The organism is Sporomusa sp. (assembly GCF_035561155.1).
GTDB lineage: Bacteria > Bacillota > Negativicutes > Sporomusales > Sporomusaceae > Sporomusa.
This window is the reverse complement of the sequence record NZ_DATMYD010000125.1, coordinates 13,056-38,147: the sequence shown is the minus strand read 5'-3', so window position 1 is coordinate 38,147 and position 25,092 is coordinate 13,056. Positions and strand designations below refer to the sequence as shown.

Genomic DNA, 25,092 nt, shown 5'->3' with positions numbered 1-25,092 from the left:
ATTCACCCCCTTAACGTAATGCCTGTACTAATACTTGTCGAGCTGCCGGAGCGGCGATGCTGCCACCGGAACCGGCGTTTTCGACAATTACGGCTATAGCTATTTGTGGATTATCAGCTGGCGCAAAACCAATAAACCATGCATGAGGAGAGCCGTGCGGGTTTTCGGCAGTACCGGTTTTTCCGGCAACTTCTACGCCCCGAATTGCCGCACCACTTCCTGTTCCTTCTTTTACTACAGTGACCATCATGTGGGCTACTTGGTTGGCAAGCTTAGCATCTACAGGTGACAGCCATTTTTCCGGTGAAGTTTCGCTAATTACCGTTCCGTCAGGAGCAGTAATTTTCTGTACTAGATAAGGTTTCATCATAATTCCTCTATTGGCAAAAGTTGATGCCAGCATGGCCATCCTTAGCGGTGTGACCAGTAGACTTCCTTGACCAATGCCTGATTGGGCCAAATCGCCATCACCCAATCTGCTGAAATCAGGCAATTTACTTGGGCTTTCTAAGATATCGCCTCTAAGTGGCTGGGAAAACCCATAACGTTCAAAGCTTTTAGCCATTTTGGTTCGGCCAAGATCTAGCGCTAACTGGCCGAAAGTTACATTACAGGATACTGCCAAAGCTTCTTCCAGGTTGAGTTTTCCATGAGCTCTGTTACCAGACTCAGGCAGTACATAATCAGGCCCGATTTTAAGCGATCCGGTACAATTAAACTCGCGTTTGCTGTTAGCCGTTTGTTCGGCTAATGCTGCTTCGGCTACAAGTACTTTGATAATTGAACCTGGCGGATATAATCCTTGCGTCGCTCTGTTTAGGAGAGGACTGCTCGCAGATTGCGAGATATTATTCCAGTCGGCTTCAAGACTATCCGGGTCAAACCCGGGGCGGCTAACCATGGCTAAAATTGCGCCAGTTTTGGGTGATAAGGCTACAATGGCGCCGCGATTAGTTCCAAGTGCCTGATATGCAACCTGCTGAAGCCGTGCATCAATGGTAAGTGTGACATTGTTCCCGGCGGTACTTTTAAATAACTGACTGATAGCTCCTAACCGGCGCTCAGGATTTATCTGTCCGGATAGATAGCCGTCATAGATGCTTTCAATCCCTGTTTTTCCATACTTAGGGCTGTCATAGCCGACTACATGAGCAAATAATACGTCATAAGGATATTCACGTCTATATTCCTTTTGGGCTGTCAGTTTGCTTAACGCAACTATTTTTCCATGACTGTCGGTGATTTGGCCGCGCTCAACCTTGAGAGAAGCCTCGGCTGTGCGTCGGTTAAGCGGATTAAAGGTAAGATTATTACTTTCAATAACTTGGAGATATGTTACATAACCAAGCAGTGTAATAAGTAACCCCATAGAAAACAGCGCTACTTTACGGATATTCCGGCGAATTGCCTGATCATGAATGGTATTATTTTTCATTGGGCACTGTCGCCTCCGATACGGCAAATAGCATACCCAGAAGAATAAAGCTTGAGACCATTGAGCTGCCGCCATAGCTAATGAGCGGCAGGGTTATACCGGTCAGTGGCAAAAATTTGGTAACTCCACCAATTATAAGAAAAACCTGAAGCGCCGTAAGTATGGCTAGGCCGCCGGAGAGCAGCATGGTAAATGGCGTTTGTGAAGTCAACGATGTACGGAAGGCACGATATACCATAAGAATATAGGCGATGATTACGGCAGCTGCGCCTGCTAGTCCCAGTTCCTCACCAATAGCGGCAAAGATGAAATCTGTATGTACCTCAGGGATGGTATTAGGATAACCAAAAGTTAGACCGCTTCCAAGGATTCCGCCTGAGCCGAAAGCAAATAATGACTGAACAATCTGATAGGCACGCCCAGTAGGGTCAGCCCAAGGATTAAGCCAGATATCAAATCGGACTTGTACATGAGGAAACAACCAATAACATACAGTAGATCCTACGCAGAATAGACCAAGTGCTAAAAATACATAACTTAGTCGGCCACTTGCCATATAAGCCATGGTTACTGTAGTGCCGAAATATAACAGAGCTGAGCCTAGGTCACGCTGAACGATAAGCATGGTCATCGTTAGCCCCCATAGCGCCAGAAGTGGTGCTATAAAACGAGGATGCGGCAAGGTAAAAGGACCATAATGCCTGGTGGCAAAGGTTAAGAGCTGCTGCCGCTCGCTTAAATAAGCGGCTAGAAATATTATAATAAATAGTTTAGCAAACTCGGACGGCTGAAATCGGACTGGGCCTAAAATAACCCAGTTCTTATTGCCGCCAATGTCAACGCCAAAGGTGATGGTGATTAATAAAAGCGCTATACCGGTTATGCCGCATAAATATTTATATTTGGCGATAACTTCGGCCTGGCGAAAAACAATGACAGTAATAGTAAAAGCGATTAGTCCTGCAGTCATCCATAAGGCTTGCGGCAAAAAAAGTTCTGGGCGCAGCCTTAGGATAATTGTTAACCCGATGGACGCTAAAAATACAGCCAAAGGTAATAGCACCGGATCTGCACAGCCTGAGGAACGGCGAATCACGAGCGCAGTCACCGTCCATAGAAGAATCAAGCAGGCTACAACGCCAAGACCCTGGTAACTAAATTGATTATTTGCTAATGAAACTGCAAGGTATCCGTTTAACAAAACGAGACCAGCCATAACCAAAAGACCAAACTCGGATAATTTTGTATGGTTCATGGCTAATCCCTATACTCTACGACTATTGCAGTAATATTGTCGTAGCCGCCAGCCTGATTAGCCTGTTCGACAAGTTTGTTAACAATTGTCTGCGGGTTCTCAGGTCTCAAACAGATGCTAAGTATTTCTTGTTCAGACATCATATTAGTAAGTCCGTCTGTGCATAACAACAGGCGATCACCTGGTTGTTGTAAAAACCTGCCTGAATCTACGCAAATTGTATCACTGGTTCCTACCGCTCTGGTCAAGATATTGCGGTGCGGGTGAACAAGTGCTTCGTCAGCTGTAATACTGCCGCTCTGCACTAATTCCCCAACCAGCGAATGGTCGTTAGTTATTTGTTGGAGTATATTATCTCGAATAAGATACAGTCTGCTGTCGCCTACATGCCCCCAGAATATTTCAGAGCCTTCCGCATATATCGCTGTAAGCGTAGTACCCATTCCAAGACATTCGCTTTTAGATTGAGACATTTGATAAATAATGGCATTGGCCTGAATAATTGCTTCTTTTAGAATTTGTTCCCAATCAAATTGTTGTTTGCATTTTTTTATATACTCCTGGATAGTATTGGCTCCTAAGTTGCTGGCAATTTCTCCGGCAACATGCCCGCCCATGCCGTCGGCAACTAAAAATAAGTGCGGCGGCGAAAAAATATAACTATCTTCATTGGTTTTGCGTACCATACCAATGTCTGACTGTGCAAATGCCAGCATGGAAGTCACCTCTCAAACTTAAGAGTAACCGCCCCGATTTGTATTACATCGCCGTCCGCCAGAGCAGTCTCTTCTTCAATCCGTTGACCATTGAGCAATGTACCGTTAGTGCTGTTTAAATCAGCTATAAGGTAGACGTGTTTCGACTTAGATATACAGGCATGTTCATGGGAAACAAAAGTATCATTGATAACTAAATCATTATGCTGACTGCGCCCCATGGCTAAGCTTTCAACTATGGGATATACAGTTTGTGACAATAACTCTTTGCTGTCATCAATAACAATCAGCTTAGGCGGCTGACTTATACTAGCGCCCTCCTCTTGCTGAGAATGAACTATTAAAGCCTGGGGTTCCAAGGTAAGTTTGGTTAAGTCTTGGGACGCTATCTTTACTACGCGGTATAAAAAGTAATAGAGCAGTAGTACAAGACTATACTGTAAGGCTATTATAACAATACTGAGGACCTGTATTTTACCAGGCAATTCACTTCACCTCGTATAAAATCACAGTGTTGCCTACTTTTATCCTGTCACCGTTTTTTAGCAGTTTATGTGTGATGCGATGGTTACCAACATAAGTGCCGTTAAGACTCTTGGCATCATGAAGAACATGACAGCCGTCTTCGTAAACAATATATGCGTGTAAGCGCGAAGTATTCATGTCCGTAAGAGGCAATTCATTCGTATTACGGCGGCCAATGTTTATTCTGTTTGTGGTGCAGTCAACTTTAAGACCGGCATCAAGTCCTTCGATCACTGTTAAGAGTCCATGCAGGAGTTGCGGCGGAGAACGGTCCAAGAGCGCCGGGTTGAGTTTATCAAATATCCTGGTATCGCTGGTCACGCTTTCAGCCTGACTGGAAGTTTCCTCGTAGGGAGCATCGGTAAAACTTGATGTAACCCGGAACGCTTGCTTAATTAAATTTTCATCAGCAAAAAGTTCAATTTGGGGGCCACCGGCCATGGTATAGCCTTTATGCCTACTCTCTTCGGTCAAATAAGCTGAAAGCTCACCGCATACAGCCGACGCATAGGGCTCCAGCCGCTCATAGGTTTCACGGCTTAAATATACGGAATAATGATTAGGTACATACACGTGGGAAACGCCAACAGTACGCTCGTCTTCCATTATTCGCGCCAACTGTTTGGCAATCTCCACCGGCTGCAAACCGCTGGTAAATTGCTTATTAAAGAAACCTTCAATGTATTTTTCGAAAAAGTTTTCGATATTGCGGACAAACTTCAAGTTGTAACACTCCCGCTATTATTGCGTAAATTAGATATCTATAAAAAACTTAGTCTAATTATACGCGATATTGCCAATCTAGTCAAAAGTAACCATTATTTCGACAATACTTTGTGCCGCAGTTGGCCACAGGCAGCGTCAATATCTGTCCCCATCTCCCGTCTGAGAGTAACATTGAGATGTTCGCTTTTTAGGAGTTGCTCGAACCGGACAATATCGGTCTGTGCCGGACGGAGCAAGCCGCGCTCAGGCACTGGGTTGATAGGGATTAAATTGACGTTAGCTAGTCGCCCCTTGAGAAGTGCAGCCAGCTCACGGGCGTGCACTGGCTGGTCGTTGATGCCGGCAATCAGGGTATATTCATAAGTAACACGTCTGCCTGTGATTTCGGCGTATCTATTCCCTGCCGCCAGCACTTGTTCAATTGGATATCGTTTGTTGATAGGCATAAGCCTGGTTCTAAGCTCATTGTTGGGAGCATGTAAGGAGATCGACAAGGTAATTGGAATCGCTTCTTCAGCTAACTTGTTGATTTCCGGAACAAGTCCCGAGGTGGACAGCGTTATGCTGCGATAGCTTAAGCCTAGGCAGTATGGTTCATGGATCAAGCGGATAAATCTAAGAACATTGTCGTAATTGGCCAAGGGTTCGCCTGAACCCATGATGACAATAGAATCGACTTTATGATCTTCTTGTTTTAATAATTCGTTAATATATAGAACTTGGGACAGGATTTCGCCGCCAGTGAGGTTTCTGGCCAGTCCGCCCAGTGTTGAGGCACAGAACGAACAACCCATGGCGCAACCTACCTGGGTCGATATGCAGACACTATTGCCATAGGGCTGACGCATGAGGACAGTCTCAACGGCCATATCATCAGGAAAGGCTATTAAAAATTTGCTCGTTCTGCCGTCCACGGAGTGCTGTGCGGCCTTTTGGCTAAGTTTCATGATGGTAAACCTGAGAGCGAGTTTGACGCGCTGGTCTTTGGAGAGATTGGTCATTGCGTCAAACTCACGTACCCCGTGTTTATATAGCCATTCAACAATTTGTTTACCGCGGTACGGCTCAAGGCCCAATGGTTTCATGGCCTCAGCAGTCTCAGCGGCAAACAAGCCAAATAATTCAGTTTTTGCTAGAGTTACCATAGTAGATACCGCCTTATTTCTGCCTTGTCATGCGAGCTATGAAAAAACCGTCTACGCCGTCGGTGTGCGGCCAGAGCTGCAGCATAGAATCAGACCGCTTTTGGCCAGGCAAGTATTGACCTGCCGGTTCAAGGGCAAACGCAGGATGGGCTTGTAGGAATGCATTGACAATATTCTGGTTTTCTTCAGGCTCGGTCGTACAGGTACTGTAGACTAAAACACCACCAGGTTTTACACATTGGGCGGCGCTGGCTAAGATGGCGGCTTGCAATTTGGGTAAATCCTGCAAGATTTCATCTGATTTACGCCAGCGTGAATCAGGTTTACGCCTCAATACACCCAGCCCGGAACAGGGGGCATCTACAAGAACCCTGTCAGCCTTGAGCGGGTACATGCTATCCAAGTTGACAGCGTCAAGCGCTTTTGTCTCAATGTTGGTTAAGCCTAGGCGTCCAGCGTTTTCTCGAGTCAGAGTCAGCTTATGTTCATAAATATCGGTAGATAATACCTTTCCGGTATTATTCATGAGGGCGGCAATGTGGGTGGTTTTACCGCCGGGAGCGCCGCAGGCATCGATAACAAACTCGCCAGGTTGCGGGCCAAGGATATGCGCTACAAGCATGGAGCTTTCGTCCTGTACCTGAAAAAGACCTTCTTGCAGTGATGCAAGTGAGCCTAGGCCTGGGTGTTCGTAGCATACTATACCTTCTGGAGTCCAGTCTGAGACCTGGCACGTTACCCCCTCGTCTGTCAAACGCTGCATGAGTTCAGTACGGTTAATTTTAACTGTATTAGTGCGTACCGACAATGGCGGTGTATTATTATTAATTTGACACAACTCTTCGCACGCGGCTGCGCCCAGACGTTTAACCCAACGTTCAATAAGCCATTCGGGGTGAAAGTATTTGAGTGCCAAGTATCTTATGGGCTGTTTATCACGATCAGGATAAACAATCTTTTCTGGGCTGCGGGCGGCATTCCTCAAAACACCGTTGACAAATTTAACTGTGCCGGCATGACCGTATTTCTTGGCCAATTCAACTGCTTGATTGCAAGCTGCAGAAGCAGGAACCTTTTCCAAAAAAAATAGCTGATACATGCCTAATCGCAAGATGTTTCTAATAATGGGCGCTACTTTAGTAAGCGGACGACTCAGGTAATTGCTAAGCATCCAGTCCAAAGTAGCGCCGGCTTTAACGGTACCGTATACCAGTTCAGTTATAAAACGCCTGTCTTGATCAGAAAGCTGCCCCTGGGATGTCCGCCGGTTTATCTCTTGCCCTAAGGCAATATTAGCGTAAGCGCCATTTACTTCAATGTCGTTAATCACTTTGAGAGCGACGTCCCTGGCGTCAATTTTTTTTGCAGTCATGTAGATGCCTCATCTTTAAATTTTTCTCTGAGGAGTGTTCGATAAAAAGCTCTGAATAGCTTGTTCAACTTTAGCGAGATTAACTCGTGTATTGCAGCATGGCCCGAACGGCCGGTCATTGAGTACGCCAATTACTGGCAGCGGGAAGACATCCTGAATACCGCTCGTGAGGTCACGTTCGCAGGCAATGGCCAATACAGCGTGCGGGCGGATACTTTTTATTACTTTTCTAGCCAAGGTACCCCCGGTCACGACAGCCAGATGGACACCATAGCTCTCGGCAAGTATTGCCAAATCGCCAATTTGACATTGACCACAGTGATGGCAGTTGGACACGTTGCGCGTAATTTTGTGAGGGCAAGTCTCCTGCTGTAGGCAGTGAGGTGTCATAATTAGCAATTTGGCCGGTTGTACAGTTATGTTTTTTTGCAAGATTAAATGGTTACTGACTTCGATGAATGACCGTTCAATCCGTTCTTTGTCAACATCAAACAATTTCCCGATACAGATGGCTATTGGGAATAAAAGATTGATGGCTGACCACGCCAGACCCTGGAAGATGCCGAGTGTCCTAAATCCAAGAATAGCCAGCAGGATACCAGAGACACCGCAGGCGGCGGCCAGAATGACTGCTGCTAAAAGGAAGCCTAGTATCATGGGTAAATAGCTGCTGATATTAGTTAAGCCCGGTGAACTGACAACCCACAGACCGTAGCTGGATACTATTGCTAAAAATAGACTAATAAGAATGAGCGCCAAAAAAAGTCGTTTGCGGGGCCTATGTACTACTTCAATCACGTTTTGCCACCTTCTATTCAAATAGGTTGCCTATTGTAAGGCAATAGCCGCAAACACAGTCACTGGCCTTCATCCGCCGTTTAGATTCAGGCTGTACCTCAAGCATCTCTATTGTCCCTTTACCGGTTTCGACAACAAGCCCTTCTTTGGTTATTTGCACAACTCTACCTGGTTCTGTGCAGGGTTGTGACTCGTTATGTACTTTAGTCTTCCAGATTTTCAGTGATTTATTTTGAAGACTGCAGTATGCTACTGGCCAGGGATTTAGTCCTCGCACCAGGTTATGGATGGCTACTGCCGGCTGATGCCAGTCAATGCGTTCGGTATCTCGGTTAAGCATCTGGGCGTAGGTAGCCTCAGCCTCGTTTTGCGGATGACGTGGCGCAAGGCCAGCTTCTATCTGTTTTAGTGTGTCTGCAAGTACGACAGCGCCCAAAACTTTGAGTTTATCGTGAAGGCTGCCGGTTGTGTCAGCTGGCAGAATTGGCAGTTCAGCTTTTAAAATCATGTCGCCGGTGTCCATGCCGACATCCATATACATAGTGGTAATACCGGTAGTTGTTTCCCCATGGATGATAGCCCAGTGAATGGGCGCTGAGCCTCGATATTTGGGTAATAGTGAGGCGTGCACGTTAATGCAGCCATAGGCCGGCATGTCTAAAATTTTCTTGGGAAGGAATTGACCAAAAGCGACAACAATGATTACATCAGGAGAGAGTTCTGCTATGTGGTTGTAAAATTCATCAGTTCTAATGCTGTCAGGCTGCAAGACTGGTAAATTATATGCCAGCGCTGCTTCTTTAACAGGCGAATAAGCAAGTTTCTGACCACGGCCTTTGGGCCGATCAGGCTGGGTGACAACCGCGGATATGTGGTAACCTTCTTTGACCAGCATTTCTAAACAAGGCACTGCGAAATCCGGTGTTCCCATAAATACTGCACGTAAATTTCCCATTCAACTACCCCTTGTGCATGGTTTTTGCTAATTCAATAAATAAAATACCGTCAAGATGGTCTATTTCATGCTGCAGAGCACGAGCCAGCAGACCTGAGCCGTTAATCCGAATTTTCTTGCCGTTCCTGTTCAAGGCCTCAACGGTAACTGTAGCATATCTCTCAACTTCACCGTACATACCGGGAACACTTAAGCAGCCTTCGGTGCCGATTTCGCAACCTTCTTTTGCAACAATCTCAGGGTTAATTAGTTCAATAATACCTTCGCCTACGTCTATGACGACTATGCGCCAAGACACTCCAACCTGTGGCGCGGCTAACCCTACGCCGTCAGCGGCATACATGGTTTCTGCCATATCATCAAGTAAGTGTTTAATTTTACGGTCAATTTTGTCGACAGGCATAGCCATTATTTTTAATACCTTGTCGCCTGCTTTTCTAATTTCCATTACCGGCAATGTGTATACCTCCTCTTACCTATCAGACCATTAGAAAAATTTTACCACAGTTTCGTTTGTCATGAAAGTAGCTAGCTCAGACTAAAGGACATTAACCGGATCAATGTCGACAATGATGTCGCGGCGGCTGGCTATACCTAAGGTGGCTAGCTGTCTGGTTATAGTGGGCAAAACCTGAGTTTTTATGAGAATATTAACACGGAAGATATCTTTTATCTTATTGACTGAAGCCGGAAATGGCCCAATAATTGACGCATCTGTCACGGCAAGTGACTGAGTAAGTTCTGCCGCTAATTGGTTAGCATTGCGGTGAACGGTTACTTCATCAGATGCTTGAACAGTTATTTTTATCAAATTTGCGTAAGGCGGATAGTTTAACTGACGGCGGAAAGCAATTTCATTTTGATAAAACGCCTGATAATTATGGTCTGCCCCGGCGGTGACGGCATAGTGTTCTGGATTATAGGTCTGCATGACTACCCGGCCTATTTTGGTGCCGCGTCCAGCTCGGCCAGCCGCTTGCGTCAGCAGTGCAAACGTCTTTTCGGCTGCTCGGAAGTCGGGTAAATTGAGGGCAGTATCGGCCGAGATAATGCCGACTGCCGTTACATTGGGAATGTCGTGGCCTTTTGCCACCATTTGGGTGCCAAGGAGAATATCATACGTTCCGGCGGCGAATGCTGACAATATCTTGTCATGAGCCATTTTGCCGCCAGTAGTGTCTTGGTCCATGCGGACAATTTGAGCTGACGGGAATAGGGCGGCCAGAGCCTCTTCTACCTTTTGCGTGCCGGCACCAAAAAAGCGAATATACCGGCTGCTGCATTCCGGACAGGTGTCTGGTATGGCGTGACGCTCCTGGCAGTAGTGGCAGCGCAAAACATTAGCCGGAGCGTGATAAACCAGCGAGATGTCACAGTGGCGGCATTTGAGGACATGGCCGCATTCACGGCAGAGGACAAATGTGGAGTAGCCGCGGCGGTTAAGCAGGATAACGGCCTGTTCTTTTTTTGCTAAGGCTTCGGTCAGCATTTCCTGCAGGGCCTGCGAGATGACGCTGCGACGGCCTTGTGCCAGTTCCTGACGCATATCCACAACAGTAACCACCGGCATGGGGGTGTCGTCCACCCGTTTATTCATGGGAATTAGTGAGTGTTCCCCTTGCAATGCCTTGTAATAGGTTTCCACGGCAGGTGTAGCACTGCCAAGCACAACAGCTGCTCCTGCCAGTCTGGCTCTTGTTAACGCCACCTCTCGGGCATGGTAACGGGGTGTTTCTTCCTGTTTGTATGTAAATTCATGTTCTTCGTCTATGATTATTAGGCCTAGACGGCTTACTGGGGCAAATAACGCAGAGCGCGCGCCAATGACAATTCCAGCGTCGCCTGCCTGCAGGCGGCGCCAGGCGTCATGCCGTTCGCCTACCGACAGCTTGCTGTGCATGACAACTACGTCCTCACCAAATGCAGCTTTGAAACGGGCGACAATTTGGCTTGTCAGGGCAATCTCTGGTACTAAAACTATGGCTTGGCGGTCAAGCTGTCTCGCCTCGGCGACTGCCTTGATATAGACCAGCGTCTTACCGCTACCGGTAACACCATGGACTAAGAATGATGAGTGGAGTCCGGATTTAATTGCTGGAATAATTAAATTTAGCGCATGAGACTGCTCTTGTGTCAAGGTTACTTCGGACGCTTGCTGGCTCCCTCCGGCATAGCTGTTTCGGAACACCGGCACACGGCGGGTGTTGACGAGACCCTGCTCCGCTAGTTTTTTCACAGTGTCTTGGGTAATATTGAGACTGCGCAATTGAGAGGTGCTAAGTTCTTCGGTAGTTAACAGCGCATTGAGCAACCGCCGTTGTGCTCCCTTGGTTTTGGGCAGTGTTAGCTCAATTTGAGCGGCCACTTCCCTGCTTACAGCCAAATTAATCATTGTGGTTACATTGGCCTTGCCGCGTTTGCTAACAGTGTCGGCGTTCACGATTAGCTTATGCTGTAAAAAGAATTTTATCATAGCATCCGGGCTATCTGTTAGCTTAGTAAGGTCAATCGGTGTGACAGGGCCTCGCTCATATATGTAAGTAAGCGCAGTACGGTACTCTTCCGGTTTGTTGTTCAGCAAAGCAGCAGCCTGTTCAAAATTAACCTCAGCAGGTGCCTGATAAGCTTTTTGCGTTTTGATACCCGATTGGCCAGGAATAAATAGCCGCATGGCTTCACCCAACGAACACAGGTAGTATTCACTCAGCCATTTGGCAGTTTCCAGCATATTGCCGTCAAACCAGGGATAATTATCCAAAACATCAAGAATGGGTTTTAAGCTTTCAGTGTTTTCTTCCGCTAAACCAACAATAAAGCCTTCGACCTTACGGTTACCAAAAGGCACAAGGACCCGAAAGCCTACCTCAACATTTGGTAAATGGGCGGGAATGATATAGGAAAACGGCTTATCAAGGCTGCGAGCCGGAATATTAACAATAACTTGGGCAGTATTTGACATGTTTTCACCACTTATTATCGAATAAAGAGAAGGGGACTTGTAAAGTCCCCTTTTTAACTAAAGTATATATTCGCTTTTAATTGTCAAATACCTGCTACCGGTTTTTCGGGGTAATGAGCGGCCATTTCCCAGTCAAGCCCGGTATCCATAGGCAAACGCTTAAAAAAACGTTTAGTCCGGTGCCTTCTTAGCGGAGAAAAATGGAGCTTCATTAGCACACTCCCTAACCCTGAATGGAGTAGCCAAGTGATTGTAAGGTTTCTTCAATATATCCGCTAGAGGTAAGTGATTCGTCATGGTTGACCGCAACTTGCTTGGAAGCTAAGTCCACCTTGACTGAAGAGACACCATGAAGGTGGGATAACGTATGTTCAATACGGTCCCGGCAGTGGTCGCCTTTGAGGCCCCCAACACGGTAAATGGATTGTTTGGTATTTTTCTGTGTAGCCAACGGAATACCTCCCTTTTTACTGAATTGAGTGTCCAGCATAGTTAGTATTACCATTGGTCACTAATTAATTAGTTTATATATTAGCTTCTTTACGCAGAACTTCAGCTTTGTCGGTCTGCTCCCATGGCAGGTTAACATCGGTGCGACCGAAATGACCATAGGCAGCAGTCTGACGGTAGATGGGACGTCTGAGGTCAAGAGATTTGATAATGCCGGCCGGTCTTAAATCAAAGTGTTTGTTGATGAGTTCAACAATTTTGGTTTCGGAAATTTTAGCTGTGCCGAAAGTTTCCACCATAACAGACACTGGACGGGCAATACCGATAGCATAAGCCAACTGGATTTCGCACTTATCGGCTAAGCCAGCGGCAACCACATTCTTGGCCACATAGCGGGCAGCGTAAGCAGCTGAGCGGTCAACCTTTGTTGGGTCTTTGCCTGAGAAAGCGCCGCCGCCGTGACGGGCCATACCACCATATGTATCTACAATGATTTTACGTCCGGTTAAGCCGGCATCACCTTGTGGACCGCCAACTACAAACCGTCCGGTCGGGTTGATGTAGTATTTGGTCTTGGCGTCTAAGAGTTCGCCGGGAACGATAGGAACGACGACTTTAGCGATTAGGTCTTTCTCAATGGTTTCACGGTCAACCTCCGGGCTATGTTGGGTGGACACGACAATGGTGTCAATGCGCACCGGTTTGCCATCTTCATACTCAACAGTGACCTGCGTTTTGCCGTCAGGACGGAGGTAACCAAGTTCACCGTTTTTGCGGACTTCCGACAGGCGGCGAGCCAGCTTATGAGCTAAGGCAATTGGCAGAGGCATATACTCGGGTGTTTCGTTGGTGGCATAGCCGAACATCATGCCTTGGTCGCCGGCACCAATAGCTTCAATAACATCCATGTCGCCTTGTTTGGCTTCTAACGCCTTATCTACACCCATAGCAATATCTGGTGATTGCTCGTCAATCGAGGTCAAAACACCGCAGGTTTCGCTGTCAAAACCGTATTTGGCGCGAGTATAGCCGATTTCTTTGATGGTCTCACGGACAATCTTGGGGATGTCCACATAACAATTAGTGGTAATCTCGCCCACTACATGCACAATACCGGTAGTCACCAGTGTTTCGCAGGCTACCCGGGCTGATGGGTCATGAGCCAGAATAGCGTCAAGCACGCTATCAGAAATTTGGTCGGCAATCTTATCAGGATGGCCTTCGGTTACAGATTCAGATGTAAAGAGCACACGTTTTTTTTCCATGATAACTATCCCTCCTAGTTTTTAATCTAAAAAAGAAAAACCCCCGCAAGGGAGGCGTGATTTTTCGCTCCCATCTTACGGTCTTGCCGTCGGAATTGGCACCGTTTTTAGCAGGTAAAAATGCTAAATGGTTGCCGCGGTTTCATCGGGCCAGTCCCTCCACCAACTCTTGATGAGTATAAGATATGCAATTTTCACACCAAAAAAAGTTTAATCCAATTATTTAAAAAAATCAAGTAGATTTTGTCAACATTGCACAAATTTTGTCTATAATGATTTCTGCCACCTGGTATTTACTCAGTTGAGGCAGTTCTTCCACCACACCATTTTTGTGGATGACTTTTACAATATTAGTGTCTATGTTAAAGCCGGCCCCGGGTAATGTAACATCATTGGCAACAATCATATCAAGATTTTTATTAATCAATTTTTCGTGAGCGTGTGCCATAAGATCTTCTGTTTCAGCAGCAAAGCCGATCAATAGCTGTTGTTTTTTCCGTTGTCCTAACTCGCGCAGGATATCCGGGTTTTTGACCAGATTCAGGGTCAGCGTGTCGCCGGTTTTCTTTATCTTCTGCTCGGCTGCCAATTCGGGTCGGTAGTCGGCAACCGCAGCCGCTTTAATTACGATATCAACAGTGTCAAATTCAGCTAAAACAGCTTCACGCATTTCGGCGGCCGTTTCTACACGTTTCACGGTAATGCCGGGCGGTGTAGGCAAGCTAGAAGGGCCGGAAACCAGAATAACCTCAGCGCCGCGTGCAGCTGCTGCCTGTGCCAGTGCATACCCCATTTTTCCGCTGGAGCGGTTGCCGAGAAATCTGACAGGGTCGATGGGTTCCCTCGTGCCAGCCGCAGTAACCAGTAGTCGTTTGCCTGAAAGAGCATGGCGGGTATGTAATAGGGAAATTATTTTCTCCACAATGACTGCTGGTTCTGGTAAGCGGCCAGATCCCTCGATACCACAGGCCAACATGCCGGAGGCAGGTTCAATGATATGATACCCTATCCCTTTTAATTTGGCTAAGTTCTGTTGAGTAATCGGGTTAAGAAACATATTCGTATTCATGGCTGGCGCAAGTACAACCGGCGCTGTTGTGGCCATGACTGTAGTTGTAAGCATGTCGTCCGCAATGCCGCCCGCTATTTTGCCAATGACATTGGCAGTTGCCGGGACAATGAGAAATAAATCTGCGCGAGAAGCCAACGCGATATGTTGAACGTTCCAGGTTTTGGGTTCTTCCCACATGTCGGTAATAACCGGGTTGCCGCTTATCTCGCGGAAGGTGAGCGGAGTGACAAATTCTGTGGCGGATTTAGTCATAATGACATAAACATTGCAGCCGGCCTTTTTTAAACGGCTAACAACATCTACGGCTTTATAGGCCGCAATACCACCGGAAACCCCCATGACAATAGTATGACCTGAGGACATTGTTTCCTCCTATTTAATTCCAGTTTTAGTACGTTCGTACGTAATTTTGTTTTGCGCAATTTCTTCCAGGGCAATTGTTACCGGCTTGTTGGACTTGGATTCAGCTAAAGTTGGCTGTCCGTCCATAATCTCTCTCGCCCGTTTGGCGGCAAGTACCACCAGTGTGTATTTACTATCAACTTTTTGTACTAAAACATCTAAAGACGGATTAATCATTATGTCTCCCCCTTGCCTATTTACTTGAAGGTACCCAGTGCTCGTTACATGTACATTTTGTATGACAGAGGCTGTCAATTAAATCAGTATTGCGTTCTGCCCGATATTTCTCAGCGGTAATAATGGTTTCGACTTTTTGAACAGCTGCGGCTACTTGGTCATTAACCACAATATAGTGATAATTGTGCGCTAGGCTAAGTTCACCGCTTGCGCAGTTCAGACGATTTTGGATTGCGTCAAGACTGTCAGTGCCGCGTTTATAAATTCTATCAGCCAGTTCATCAAGCGAGGGAGGGATGATATATACAAAAACACCTTGCGGAAAATTATCCTTTACCTTCATGGCTCCCTGGGTATCAATTTCCAGCACGACATCATACCCGTTATTTAGCTGATCAAGTACATAATGGCGTGGTGTTCCGTAGAAGTTGCCATAAACTTCGGCCCATTCCAGCAGTTCGCCATTATCAATCATGGTCGTAAACTGATTTTTGCCAATGAATAGATAGTTTACCCCATCTACCTCTCCCACTCTCGGCGGGCGTGTAGTGGCTGATATCGAGTATTTCAGATGGGGATTGCTACGCAGCAACTCACGGCATATAGTACCTTTACCGGTGCCGGAAGGACCGGAAATAACGATTAAAATTCCTTGCTGCGCCATAGTCAATCTCCTTTCAAGCAGTTATTCGGCAGAGTCATCACTGGTATCTTTGCTAGTTAGACGGTGGGCCACTGTTTCCGGCTGTACGGCCGATAGAATGACGTGGTCGCTGTCGGTAATAATTACTGCGCGGGTACGGCGTCCATATGTAGCGTCAATAAGCATACCCCGATCTCGCGCTTCCTGGATAATCCTCTTGATGGGAGCAGATTCTGGGCTGACGATAGAGATAATCCGGTTCGCAGATACTATATTGCCAAAGCCAATATTGATTAATTTTATGTCCATTAAGACTCCTCCTATACGTTTATAGGTATTTAGACGTAAGCTCCTATATTACTCTATGTTTTGGATTTGCTCTCTGACCTTCTCAATCTCACTTTTAATTTCAACGACCACATTGGCAATTGTAGAATCATTTGCTTTAGAAGCAATAGTGTTTGTTTCCCTGTTAATCTCTTGGACAATAAAATCAAGTTTTCGTCCAACTGCTTCAGGCGCTGTAACAGCCGCTTTGAATTGAGATAAATGGCTTTTAAGTCTAACGATTTCTTCAGTAACATTAGTTCGATCGGCAAATATGGCTGTTTCCTGGAGCAGTCTGGTTTCATCAGGCTCTGCTCCTACAGCCGCTAACAATTCCCGCATGCGGTTTAGCAGTCTCTCGCGGTATTCAACCAGAATTTGCGGCGCTCTCTCTTCAACAATTGCAATGTACTTATACAGTTTGTCAACCCGCTCCAAGAGGTCGCGCTCAATATTAGCTCCTTCGGCCTCGCGCATTTTCATAAGATTTATAACTGCTGACTCAATAGCAGTTGCTAGTTTGGGCCACAGTTTCTCAACATCTTCAGATACTTCCTCAACCTTGAGTACATCAGGATATTTGGAAAGGTGGAAGATATTATCGCTGGCTGGCATTTCAAGAATACCGGCTAATTCTCTCATTGCATTATGGTAAGCCATTGCCAATTCTTTGTCAACCCTTACCGTCCGTTTCTTTTCACCATATTCATCGACGGTAATAAAGGCGTCCACCCGGCCACGCAAAATCGTATTAGCAATACCACGGCGGACTTTGTCTTCCAGACTGCCTAAGGCTTTGGGCATACGAATAACAATTTCGTTATATCGGTGGTTTACCGCTTTAATCTCAACAACAATTCGATGGGTCGAATCGATATATTCACCCCGGCCAAATCCGGTCATACTTTTTAGCACGAAAACTGCACCTTCCTTTGCGTATGTTATTATTGACTGATAATACAATTTTAACCCGTAGATTTTTACTGTTAATTCGCGTTGCTTGTCCTAAATCCCTTTTTACCAAAAAAATAAATGGAGATAAACCCCATTTATGGTAGCTAATCATTTAAAATTCGGCAAATCGAAGTAAAAGCGGCGCTCCTGTTTGTCTTTGGTCGTGACTATTAATGTAAGAGGTTTGTTTAACATAATGTCTTTATCCGAAAAGTAAAAATATGAATGGGCAGTATATTGTGGTTCATCAGGAAACCAGGGTGTTTTGACCGGAGAGTTGGCTACCACGTGGTAGGGTTTGACCACTTTCTTTTCTTGCTTGAGGATTGTTTGAATACCTTCAGTAAAGTTTGGACTATTACCATTTGCTGTTATACTAAAAACCAGGCACCCTGCATAATCAGCTAAAATTTTTTCGCTGTCGGCAAGCTCCACGACTTGCTTACTCCTGACTTTATCCCGGGCGTCATTAGCTATAAGCAGAAAGGGTGTATACAAATATGCCTTTTCCGTTGTTTCATTTAGAATAGGAGCCTTTTCTTCATAAACAAGCCAGGGCGCAAGAAAATCGGTAAGCGCCAGTAGTTTACGTTTTACGCCATAATCTTGAGCTTCGAGGATGACTTCTTTGTTTACCAACGATATTGCCCCGGCGGGCCAAGGGCTTGAGAGCAGGAGTATTAGGCTAAGAAAAGCAGAAAGAAACCTCACCTTAACACCTCCGATGACCAAAATATCCTCGCGTATTTATATTACGCATAAGTGTAAAAAATCCCTTTTTTCTGAATTTATAAGTTATATAAAAACCGGCTCAGCGTGAGCCGGTTTTCTTTATCCTGTTCCTGGATAAGGGCAACATCGGCTTCCTCTTTCGCCAAAGGCTCGGCGCAAGCCGTGTTTTCTTTACAGTAAGTACTTTCCCCTGAATACTTCAACGGCTGGGCCCGATTTATAAATGTGGTTGTTGTCGGCCCAGAGGATAAACAGATCGCCGCCGTCTAATTTTACGGTTGCCTGACGGTCTGTATGACCGTTTAACACAGCGGCAACTAAGGCGGCGCTGGCACCAGTGCCGCAGGCTTTGGTAATGCCGGCACCGCGTTCCCAAACACGCATTTTAAGGGTATGCCGGTCTATCACTTGGATGAATTCAACATTGGTTTTTTTAGGAAACAGGCTATGTGCCTCGATTTTGGGACCAATCATCGATAAGTTGATTTTGGATACGTCATCGACAAAAATGACACAGTGCGGGTTTCCCATTGACAGAGCAGTAACTTGGTAGGTTTGGCCGTCCACCTCAATCGGCACATTGATTGCCTTTTCTGCAGGATTGCCGGCCATCGGGGTTTCACCCCGGGTAAGTTTTGGTTCGCCCATATCAACCTTGACTGTCACCAGTTTACCGTTTTCAAAAATAAGCTCAGGCGTAATAATTCCTGCTAAGGTATCTAGGGTGATGACTGTTTTATCAGTCATCCCGGTTTCATAGAGATAACGGGCTACGCAGCGGGTAGCGTTACCGCACATGTCGGCTTCGCTACCGTCAGAGTTAAATATGCGCATTTTAAAATCAGCAATGTCTGATGGCATCATGACGACAAGCCCGTCAGCGCCAATGCCGAAATTACGGTCGCAGACGGCTAACGCCTGTTTGCGGTAATCAGTAATATGTTCTGTTTGGCTATTGATAATTACAAAATCATTGCCCAATCCATGCCACTTTGTGAACTGCATGCTATTCCCCCTAGATATTGTAGTTACCGGTTTTGCGGTAAAACTGCGCGGCGCGCAGGACGACGTCTGAATAGGTGTTTAAAGCCGTTTAGTATGAGCGTCCAGCCGGATACTGTCAGGACAAGCGCCCAGTTGCCCAATGAAAGCGGCACAGTGGAAAAAATAGCGCTTAAAAACGGTATGTACATAACTGAAAGCTGCATAACTGTCGAGAATGTTACGGCCGCCAGCAAATATTTATTGCTAGTAAATTTAAGTTCAAATATGGTAGCAGTTTCCGACCGGCAGTCAAATACATGGAACATCTGGCAATAAACCAGTGTAGCAAATGCAGCTGTCCGGGCCAGCGCCAAATCATTCTGTAGATAGTATACCACACTAAAGACAAAAAGTGTGCTTAAACCAATTTGAATGCCGCGCCCAATAATTTTCCGGCTTAGGCCGCGGGAGAAAACACTTTCCCCAGGATGGCGGGGTGGGCGCTGCATAATGTTAGGGTTATTGGGATCAACGCCAAGCGCCATGGCTGGCAGCCCGTCAGTGACAAGATTTACCCAAAGTATTTGTACAGGCAGTAGTGGCATCGGTAGACCTAGCAGCGCAGCTAAAAACATGGTCAGTACTTCGCCAATATTGCAAGACAGCAGGTATCTGATAAATTTTCTGATATTATCATAAATACCGCGGCCTTCCTCTACTGCTGCGACAATTGTGGCAAAGTTGTCATCAGCTAAAACCATAGCCGAGGCTTCTTTGGTGACATCGGTTCCGGAAATTCCCATAGCTACGCCAATGTCGGCTTCTTTTATGGCTGGTGCATCATTAACTCCGTCACCGGTCATGGCTACTATATGGCCCTGGCGTTTAAGCGCCCGGACGATACTTAATTTATGGGCAGGCGAGACTCGGGCATACACAGTGACTTTATTAACTATGGCGTCAAGTTCCCCTTCGCTCATAGCGTCAAGATCCTTGCCGGTGAGCGCCTTATGTTGTCCTTCTTTATAAATTTGCAGTTCCTGGGCGATAGCAACTGCTGTATTTTTGTGGTCGCCGGTAATCATTACTGTTTTAATACCGGCTTCACGACATAAGGCAATTGAGGATTTGGCTTCTTCGCGAGGTGGATCAATCATACCGATTAGCCCAGCGAAAACCAAATCATTCTCGATGGTTTCGTCAGGATTCTTTGCTTGAGCCGGTGTCAGGCGGCGATAAGCCACCGCAAGTACCCGGAGGGCCTGGGATGCCATTTGTTCGCTAATACTATTTACTCTGGTAATATGCTCATTAGTCATAGAAGTAGGACCTGCCGCCGTATGGTAATACCGGCACAGTTCGAGAATAGTATCAGGGGCGCCTTTAATATATAGAATATTATTATTATTTACATCGCGATATACAACCGACATGCGGCGTCGCTCGGATTCAAATGGAATCTCAGCCACCCGCTTTTGTGTTTTTTCTATCTCAGCCTGCCAAATAGCAGCTTTGGCAGCAGCTACAATAATGGCCCCTTCAGTTGGGTCGCCTTCTACCGACCAGCTGGTTTCGGTTTTATTGCGCCAGATACCTGTAATCGCAACATTGTTTTGTTTTAAGGTACTATTATTACAGAGAACACCAATGGTGAGGCATTGCTGAAGGGCTTTATCCTTACTGATAGTAAACGACTGCTGATTAAGTAGAATATCACCTTTAATATCATAACCTGTTCCGGTAATTTCATATTTGTTGCCGTCAGTAAATACCTGTCGCACTGTCATCGCATTTTGCGTCAATGTTCCTGTTTTGTCAGAGCAGATTACTGTAGTGCAGCCAAGCGTCTCCACCGCTGGTAGTTTCCGGATAATTGCCCGCTGCTTAATCATACGCTGGACACCAAGAGCTAAGGCCACTGTTACGATGGCAGGCAGGCCTTCAGGGATAGCCGCAACAGCCAAGCTTATGCCAGCCATACACATCAGGAATAAGGATTCGCCTTTTGCCACACCAGTAATGACAACGATCAAACAAATAGCCAAACAGCCCCAAACCAACCATTTACCAAGATGGTCCAACCGCCGTTCCAGTGGAGTGGCTTCTTCTGTTGTTGATTGAATCATACCGGCAATATGACCAACTTCTGTAGCCATTCCGGACGCGCAGACGACGGCCTTGCCACGGCCTCTGACTACACTGGTACCGGCGTATACCATGTTCCTTCTGTCACCCAGGGGAGCATCTTCACTAAAGCTTCTGTCAGCTACTTTGCGCACAGGCATGGATTCGCCTGTAAGCGCTGCCTCTTCTACTTCCATATTATGAACATCAATGAGCCGGCCATCAGCAGCCAGCTTGTCGCCCGCCTCAAGTACTAAAATGTCTCCAGGCACAAGTTCTCTGGCTGGAATTTGCTGAACCATGCTATTCCTCACTACTCTTGCAGTGGGCGAAGCCAGCTTTTTTAATGCAGCCAGCGACTGTTCGGCCCGGTATTCCTGGACAAACCCTAAAACGGCATTCATCAGCACAATGATTAAGATAGTGACCGCGTCGGCATATTCGCCCAGAAAGGCGGATATCAGCGTGGCCCCCAACAAGACTAATACCATGAAATCCTGAAACTGTGCTAAAAACCGTTTCCACCATGCGGTTTTTTCTTTTTCGGCCAGCTCATTAAATCCGAATTTGTCCAGTCTGGTGTTAACTTCAGAGGAAGATAACCCGTCTACAAAGCTTGTTTGCCAGAATTGAACCGCTTCATCTGACGTACGTGTATACCATTTTTCCCTATCCATGCAGCCACCTCGCTAACATGCGTTTTGCTTTATTAACCATGTTATTCTGTTAGGTGGCGAATTAGACCGAGTTTGACCGCTAATTGCCAAGGGTGATATACTATTGGCAAATTGCTTAAGTTCTGTAGACTGACGGAGGTTTCGAAATGAATATTGATGGATTGTCTCTCGCACCGCTCGTGGGTGAGATTAACGCGGCCCTCACCGGCGGTCGTATTGATAAAGTGTTTCAGCCAGACTCCTATTCGCTCTTACTGTGGGTGCGTCAACCGGGAGAAAACCTGCGTCTTTTTCTCTCAGCTAATCCGGAACGCCCCAAATTGCTCCTTACGGCATCGGCTCCGGAAAACCCGGCTGTGGCTCCTAATTTTTGCATGCTACTTAGAAAACACCTGGAAGACGGACGCATTGCCAGCATTGAGCAGCACAGTCTTGACCGTATTGTAAATATCAATATTGATGTGCGCGGCGAACGCGGGATAATTGTGACCAAACGGTTGGTGGTCGAAATTATGGGTAAACATAGTAATATTATCTTAACACAGGATAATACCATTATTGATGCTATTAAACGGGTGACCGCTCATGTAAGTCGCTACCGTCAGGTACTGCCTGGAAAAGAGTATGTCTACCCGCCAGGCCAAGACCGCCTGAACATCTTGGAGATTGAGCCGTCCTTGTTTGCGGGGCGGGTATTAGCGGCTCCTGCCGCTTCACTCAGCAAAGCAATCATTGCTACCGGGATTGGTCTTGGCCCGCTCACGGCGCAGGAGATTGCATGGCGCGGCGGATTTTCTCCAGACATTCGCCTCGGTGAGCTTGATAACGCTGATGTAGACGCACTGAGCGAAGCGGTTGCCAGTATCGCTATACCCCTTAAGGAGGGGCAGGTCACACCCAGTGTTATAGTCGAGGGGCAGAGCCGGCCATTGGCCATTGCTGCCTTTGTACCCGGGCATCTCAGCCAGTATAACCTTAACAATTTTTCAAGTATGAGCGCTGCTGTCGAGTACTTTGACAAATTCAGGGGTCGTCCGTCCTTGCCCGAAAAAGAACTATTAACCAAGTTACTTACGGTGGAATTGGCCAAGCTAACCCGCAAGCATGCTGTCTTAACAGAAGAACTGTCCCAGGCAGAAAACGCAAATGAACTCCGAAAATATGGCGATATTCTGATGGCTAATCTATATGCTGTTACCTCTGGCGTTCATGAACAAGCTTTGCTAGACATCTATAGTGAGGAGCCTAATGCTCAGCAGATTGTTATCAACCTAGATCCTGCGTTGTCACCACTGGAAAATGCGCAGCAGTATTATGTAAAATACAATAAGGCCAAACGCTCTGGGGAGCATTTGGCCTGTCAGCTCAAAGAATGCCAGGGAGAGATCACCTATTTAGAGAGCATTGCTGTAGCTCTTACCCACGCGGTCGCGAGTGCCGAGGTGAACGAAGTACGTCAGGAACTAATCACAGCTGGCTATATAAAAACATCCGAAAAGCGTCGTCTGCCAACGGCACCATCATCACCTCTAACTGCGAAGACCAGCGATGGCTTTAGTCTTATCGTTGGTAAAAATAATCGCCAAAATGACCAGGTGACATTTAAACAAGCCCAACCTGATGACATTTGGCTGCACACCAAAGATATACCTGGTTCACATGTCATTATTCGTGGTGATAACCGAGAAATTACAGCACACGCGATCAAAGAGGCAGCGCAGTTAGCCGCCTATTTCAGTAAAGGCCGTCAATCGGCCAATGTTCCTGTCGACTATACCAAGCGGCGCCATGTCCGTAAACCTTCTGGTGCTAAACCTGGTTTTGTCATTTATGATCATCAGAACACAGTATATGTAACACCGGATGAAACACTTGTACAACAACTGATTAGTCCTCAATAATTTCTTTAATGACAACCTGCTCACTGCTATCAATTGAGGTCAGCTGCACGCTGACTATTTCTTTGCCTGAAGTCGGTACATTCTTCCCTACATAGTCGGCTCTAACGGGGAGTTCTCGATGGCCGCGGTCAATAAGCACAGCCAGCTGAATAGCAGATGGACGGCCAATATCAATGATAGCATCTAGCGCCGCTCGTACAGTACGCCCAGTAAATAAGACATCATCAACAAGAACAACTTTTTTGTCGTTAATAGAAAACGGAATGAGCGTCTCGTGGACAATGGGCTGATATGCCAGTGTTGACAGGTCATCCCTGTACAGCGTGATATCCAGGATGCCTACAGGCAGATCAACACCTTCAATCCTCTTGATTTCCTCTGCTATGCGCTGTGCTAACGGAACACCGCGTGTTCTGATACCGACCAGCGCTAAGTCACTGACCCCTTTATTGCGCTCAACAATTTCGTGGGCTACCCGGGTGAGTGCGCGCTTGATGGCTTGTGAATCCATGATGACAGCTTTATCCGCCATATTTACGTGATTTGCCATATTCTTATTTCTCCTCTCTCTTTATCGCTTCTAATTGTTTAAGTATATTAATCATATCATCTGGCATGGGTGCAGTAAACACCATGATCTCGCCAGTAACAGGGTGCTTAAGTGACAGTTCTGCCGAATGAAGCGCTTGGCCTTCAATTTCAAACCGCTTTTTCTCAGGTCCGTATTTGGGATCACCCACAACCGGGTGCTCTATGTACTGCATGTGAACTCTGATTTGGTGTGTACGGCCGGTCTGCAGTTTGCATTCGACAAGTGTAAAATTAACAAACCGCTCGACAACGCGGAAGCGGGTTATTGCTTCTTTGCTGTTACTAAAGGTAACAGCCATTTTTTTTCGGTCAGACGGATGGCGGCCAATAGGAGCGTTAATGATGCCCTGTTCTTCAGCAATGTTACCATGAACAATAGCTAGGTACTTGCGACTGGCGGTGCGGCTTTTGATTTGTTCAGCCAGATCGAGATGGGCGCGGTCATTTTTGGCGGCTACCATGACGCCGGAAGTATCTTTATCAAGGCGATGCACAATGCCGGGGCGGATTTCGCCGTTGATACCTGATAAGTCTGTGCAGTGTTCTAACAGTGCATTGACCAGTGTGCCCTGGTAGTTGCCGGCTGCCGGATGGACAACCATGCCGCGGGCTTTGTTTACGACTATAATATCGGCATCTTCGTAAACGATGTCAAGCGGGATAGCTTCCGCCGCAATTTCAACAGGTTTAGCTTCAGGGAAAGTGATCGTGATGTTATCTTCGGCCTGGGCCTTATAGTTAGCCTTAGCTGCTTTACCATTAACGGTTACCAGCCTGTCGGCAATTAATTTTTGTAGATGAGAGCGGGATAACTCGGGAAACCGGTTTGTTAATAGAACATCCAGTCTGATACCCTGTTCTTGGCTGGTTGCCTCGATGCTAGCCATGTTACTGTCGTTACATTGGT

The 25,092-nt window shown here is 46.5% G+C and carries 25 protein-coding genes and 1 riboswitch; of the genes, 1 reads left to right on the top strand and 24 read right to left on the bottom strand.

What is annotated here, in order from left to right; all coding sequences use genetic code 11:
- Positions 1 to 10: 10 nt before the first annotated feature.
- From VN447_RS17025 to VN447_RS16920, 22 genes are all read right to left on the bottom strand, one after another.
- Positions 11 to 1,435, bottom strand: a complete 1,425-nt coding sequence (locus tag VN447_RS17025; protein ID WP_325526541.1) for a peptidoglycan D,D-transpeptidase FtsI family protein — start codon at positions 1,433 to 1,435, stop codon at positions 11 to 13.
- Positions 1,425 to 2,690: an FtsW/RodA/SpoVE family cell cycle protein gene (locus VN447_RS17020; RefSeq protein ID WP_325526540.1), complete on the bottom strand. Its 1,266-nt coding sequence runs from the start codon at positions 2,688 to 2,690 to the stop codon at positions 1,425 to 1,427. The genes VN447_RS17025 and VN447_RS17020 overlap by 11 nt, the downstream gene beginning before the upstream one ends.
- Positions 2,691 to 2,692: 2 nt before the next feature.
- Positions 2,693 to 3,406 (bottom strand): Stp1/IreP family PP2C-type Ser/Thr phosphatase, encoded by a 714-nt coding sequence (locus tag VN447_RS17015; RefSeq protein ID WP_325526539.1) that lies wholly within the window; start codon positions 3,404 to 3,406, stop codon positions 2,693 to 2,695.
- 5 nt (positions 3,407 to 3,411) lie between these two features.
- Positions 3,412 to 3,891, bottom strand: a complete 480-nt coding sequence (locus VN447_RS17010; RefSeq protein ID WP_325526538.1) for an FHA domain-containing protein — start codon at positions 3,889 to 3,891, stop codon at positions 3,412 to 3,414.
- Position 3,892: 1 nt separating this feature from the next.
- Entirely contained in the window at positions 3,893 to 4,654 is a 762-nt protein-coding gene (locus VN447_RS17005) for a DUF3662 and FHA domain-containing protein (RefSeq protein WP_325526537.1), read from the bottom strand.
- Between the two features lie 95 nt (positions 4,655 to 4,749).
- Positions 4,750 to 5,802, bottom strand: coding sequence for a 23S rRNA (adenine(2503)-C(2))-methyltransferase RlmN (gene rlmN, locus VN447_RS17000; RefSeq protein WP_325526536.1), 1,053 nt, complete (start codon positions 5,800 to 5,802; stop codon positions 4,750 to 4,752).
- 13 nt (positions 5,803 to 5,815) lie between these two features.
- Positions 5,816 to 7,159 carry a 16S rRNA (cytosine(967)-C(5))-methyltransferase RsmB gene (rsmB, locus tag VN447_RS16995; protein WP_325526553.1) on the bottom strand — a complete coding sequence of 448 codons (1,344 nt, stop codon included), beginning with the start codon at positions 7,157 to 7,159 and terminating at the stop codon, positions 5,816 to 5,818.
- Between the two features lie 30 nt (positions 7,160 to 7,189).
- Entirely contained in the window at positions 7,190 to 7,972 is a 783-nt protein-coding gene (locus VN447_RS16990; protein WP_325526535.1) for a DUF116 domain-containing protein, read from the bottom strand.
- Between the two features lie 13 nt (positions 7,973 to 7,985).
- Positions 7,986 to 8,927 carry a methionyl-tRNA formyltransferase gene (fmt, locus tag VN447_RS16985; RefSeq protein ID WP_325526534.1) on the bottom strand — a complete coding sequence of 314 codons (942 nt, stop codon included), beginning with the start codon at positions 8,925 to 8,927 and terminating at the stop codon, positions 7,986 to 7,988.
- Between the two features lie 4 nt (positions 8,928 to 8,931).
- Positions 8,932 to 9,384 (bottom strand): peptide deformylase, encoded by a 453-nt coding sequence (gene def, locus VN447_RS16980; RefSeq protein ID WP_325526533.1) that lies wholly within the window; start codon positions 9,382 to 9,384, stop codon positions 8,932 to 8,934.
- 81 nt (positions 9,385 to 9,465) lie between these two features.
- Positions 9,466 to 11,886: a primosomal protein N' gene (gene priA / locus VN447_RS16975; RefSeq protein ID WP_325526532.1), complete on the bottom strand. Its 2,421-nt coding sequence runs from the start codon at positions 11,884 to 11,886 to the stop codon at positions 9,466 to 9,468.
- An 83-nt stretch (positions 11,887 to 11,969) separates the two neighbouring features.
- Entirely contained in the window at positions 11,970 to 12,098 is a 129-nt protein-coding gene (locus VN447_RS16970; RefSeq protein WP_325526531.1) for a hypothetical protein, read from the bottom strand.
- Between the two features lie 11 nt (positions 12,099 to 12,109).
- Complete coding sequence (locus VN447_RS16965; protein WP_325526530.1) at positions 12,110 to 12,337, bottom strand: heavy-metal-associated domain-containing protein; 228 nt, start codon at positions 12,335 to 12,337, stop codon at positions 12,110 to 12,112.
- A gap of 73 nt (positions 12,338 to 12,410) precedes the next feature.
- Positions 12,411 to 13,601 carry a methionine adenosyltransferase gene (gene metK / locus VN447_RS16960; protein ID WP_325526529.1) on the bottom strand — a complete coding sequence of 397 codons (1,191 nt, stop codon included), beginning with the start codon at positions 13,599 to 13,601 and terminating at the stop codon, positions 12,411 to 12,413.
- Positions 13,602 to 13,668: 67 nt separating this feature from the next.
- Positions 13,669 to 13,780, bottom strand: a riboswitch (SAM riboswitch).
- A 53-nt stretch (positions 13,781 to 13,833) separates the two neighbouring features.
- Positions 13,834 to 15,036 carry a bifunctional phosphopantothenoylcysteine decarboxylase/phosphopantothenate--cysteine ligase CoaBC gene (gene coaBC / locus VN447_RS16955; RefSeq protein WP_325526528.1) on the bottom strand — a complete coding sequence of 401 codons (1,203 nt, stop codon included), beginning with the start codon at positions 15,034 to 15,036 and terminating at the stop codon, positions 13,834 to 13,836.
- Positions 15,037 to 15,045: 9 nt separating this feature from the next.
- Positions 15,046 to 15,252 carry a DNA-directed RNA polymerase subunit omega gene (gene rpoZ, locus VN447_RS16950; RefSeq protein ID WP_325526527.1) on the bottom strand — a complete coding sequence of 69 codons (207 nt, stop codon included), beginning with the start codon at positions 15,250 to 15,252 and terminating at the stop codon, positions 15,046 to 15,048.
- Positions 15,253 to 15,268: 16 nt separating this feature from the next.
- Positions 15,269 to 15,916, bottom strand: a complete 648-nt coding sequence (gene gmk, locus VN447_RS16945) for a guanylate kinase (protein WP_325526526.1) — start codon at positions 15,914 to 15,916, stop codon at positions 15,269 to 15,271.
- Positions 15,917 to 15,937: 21 nt separating this feature from the next.
- Complete coding sequence (gene remA, locus VN447_RS16940; RefSeq protein WP_325526525.1) at positions 15,938 to 16,204, bottom strand: extracellular matrix/biofilm regulator RemA; 267 nt, start codon at positions 16,202 to 16,204, stop codon at positions 15,938 to 15,940.
- A gap of 48 nt (positions 16,205 to 16,252) precedes the next feature.
- On the bottom strand, positions 16,253 to 17,137 hold the full coding sequence (locus VN447_RS16935; RefSeq protein ID WP_325526524.1) for a YicC/YloC family endoribonuclease: 885 nt from the start codon (positions 17,135 to 17,137) through the stop codon (positions 16,253 to 16,255).
- 147 nt (positions 17,138 to 17,284) lie between these two features.
- Positions 17,285 to 17,815 carry a hypothetical protein gene (locus tag VN447_RS16930; protein ID WP_325526523.1) on the bottom strand — a complete coding sequence of 177 codons (531 nt, stop codon included), beginning with the start codon at positions 17,813 to 17,815 and terminating at the stop codon, positions 17,285 to 17,287.
- A 264-nt stretch (positions 17,816 to 18,079) separates the two neighbouring features.
- Positions 18,080 to 18,913: a diaminopimelate epimerase gene (dapF, locus tag VN447_RS16925; RefSeq protein ID WP_325526522.1), complete on the bottom strand. Its 834-nt coding sequence runs from the start codon at positions 18,911 to 18,913 to the stop codon at positions 18,080 to 18,082.
- 23 nt (positions 18,914 to 18,936) lie between these two features.
- A complete protein-coding gene (locus tag VN447_RS16920) occupies positions 18,937 to 21,693 on the bottom strand; it encodes a calcium-translocating P-type ATPase, SERCA-type (RefSeq protein WP_325526521.1) in 2,757 nt (918 codons plus the stop codon).
- A 146-nt stretch (positions 21,694 to 21,839) separates the two neighbouring features.
- Here VN447_RS16920 and VN447_RS16915 point away from each other — a divergent pair, with 146 nt between their 5' ends.
- Positions 21,840 to 23,594 (top strand): Rqc2 family fibronectin-binding protein, encoded by a 1,755-nt coding sequence (locus tag VN447_RS16915; RefSeq protein WP_325526520.1) that lies wholly within the window; start codon positions 21,840 to 21,842, stop codon positions 23,592 to 23,594.
- On the opposite strand, the gene pyrR is transcribed toward VN447_RS16915, so the two are convergent.
- Complete coding sequence (gene pyrR / locus VN447_RS16910) at positions 23,581 to 24,144, bottom strand: bifunctional pyr operon transcriptional regulator/uracil phosphoribosyltransferase PyrR (protein WP_325526519.1); 564 nt, start codon at positions 24,142 to 24,144, stop codon at positions 23,581 to 23,583. The genes VN447_RS16915 and pyrR overlap by 14 nt on opposite strands.
- A gap of 4 nt (positions 24,145 to 24,148) precedes the next feature.
- The gene (locus VN447_RS16905) at positions 24,149 to 25,072 is read right to left on the bottom strand and encodes an RluA family pseudouridine synthase (protein ID WP_325526552.1); all 924 of its coding nucleotides are present in this window, start codon (positions 25,070 to 25,072) and stop codon (positions 24,149 to 24,151) included.
- Positions 25,073 to 25,092: the final 20 nt, after the last annotated feature.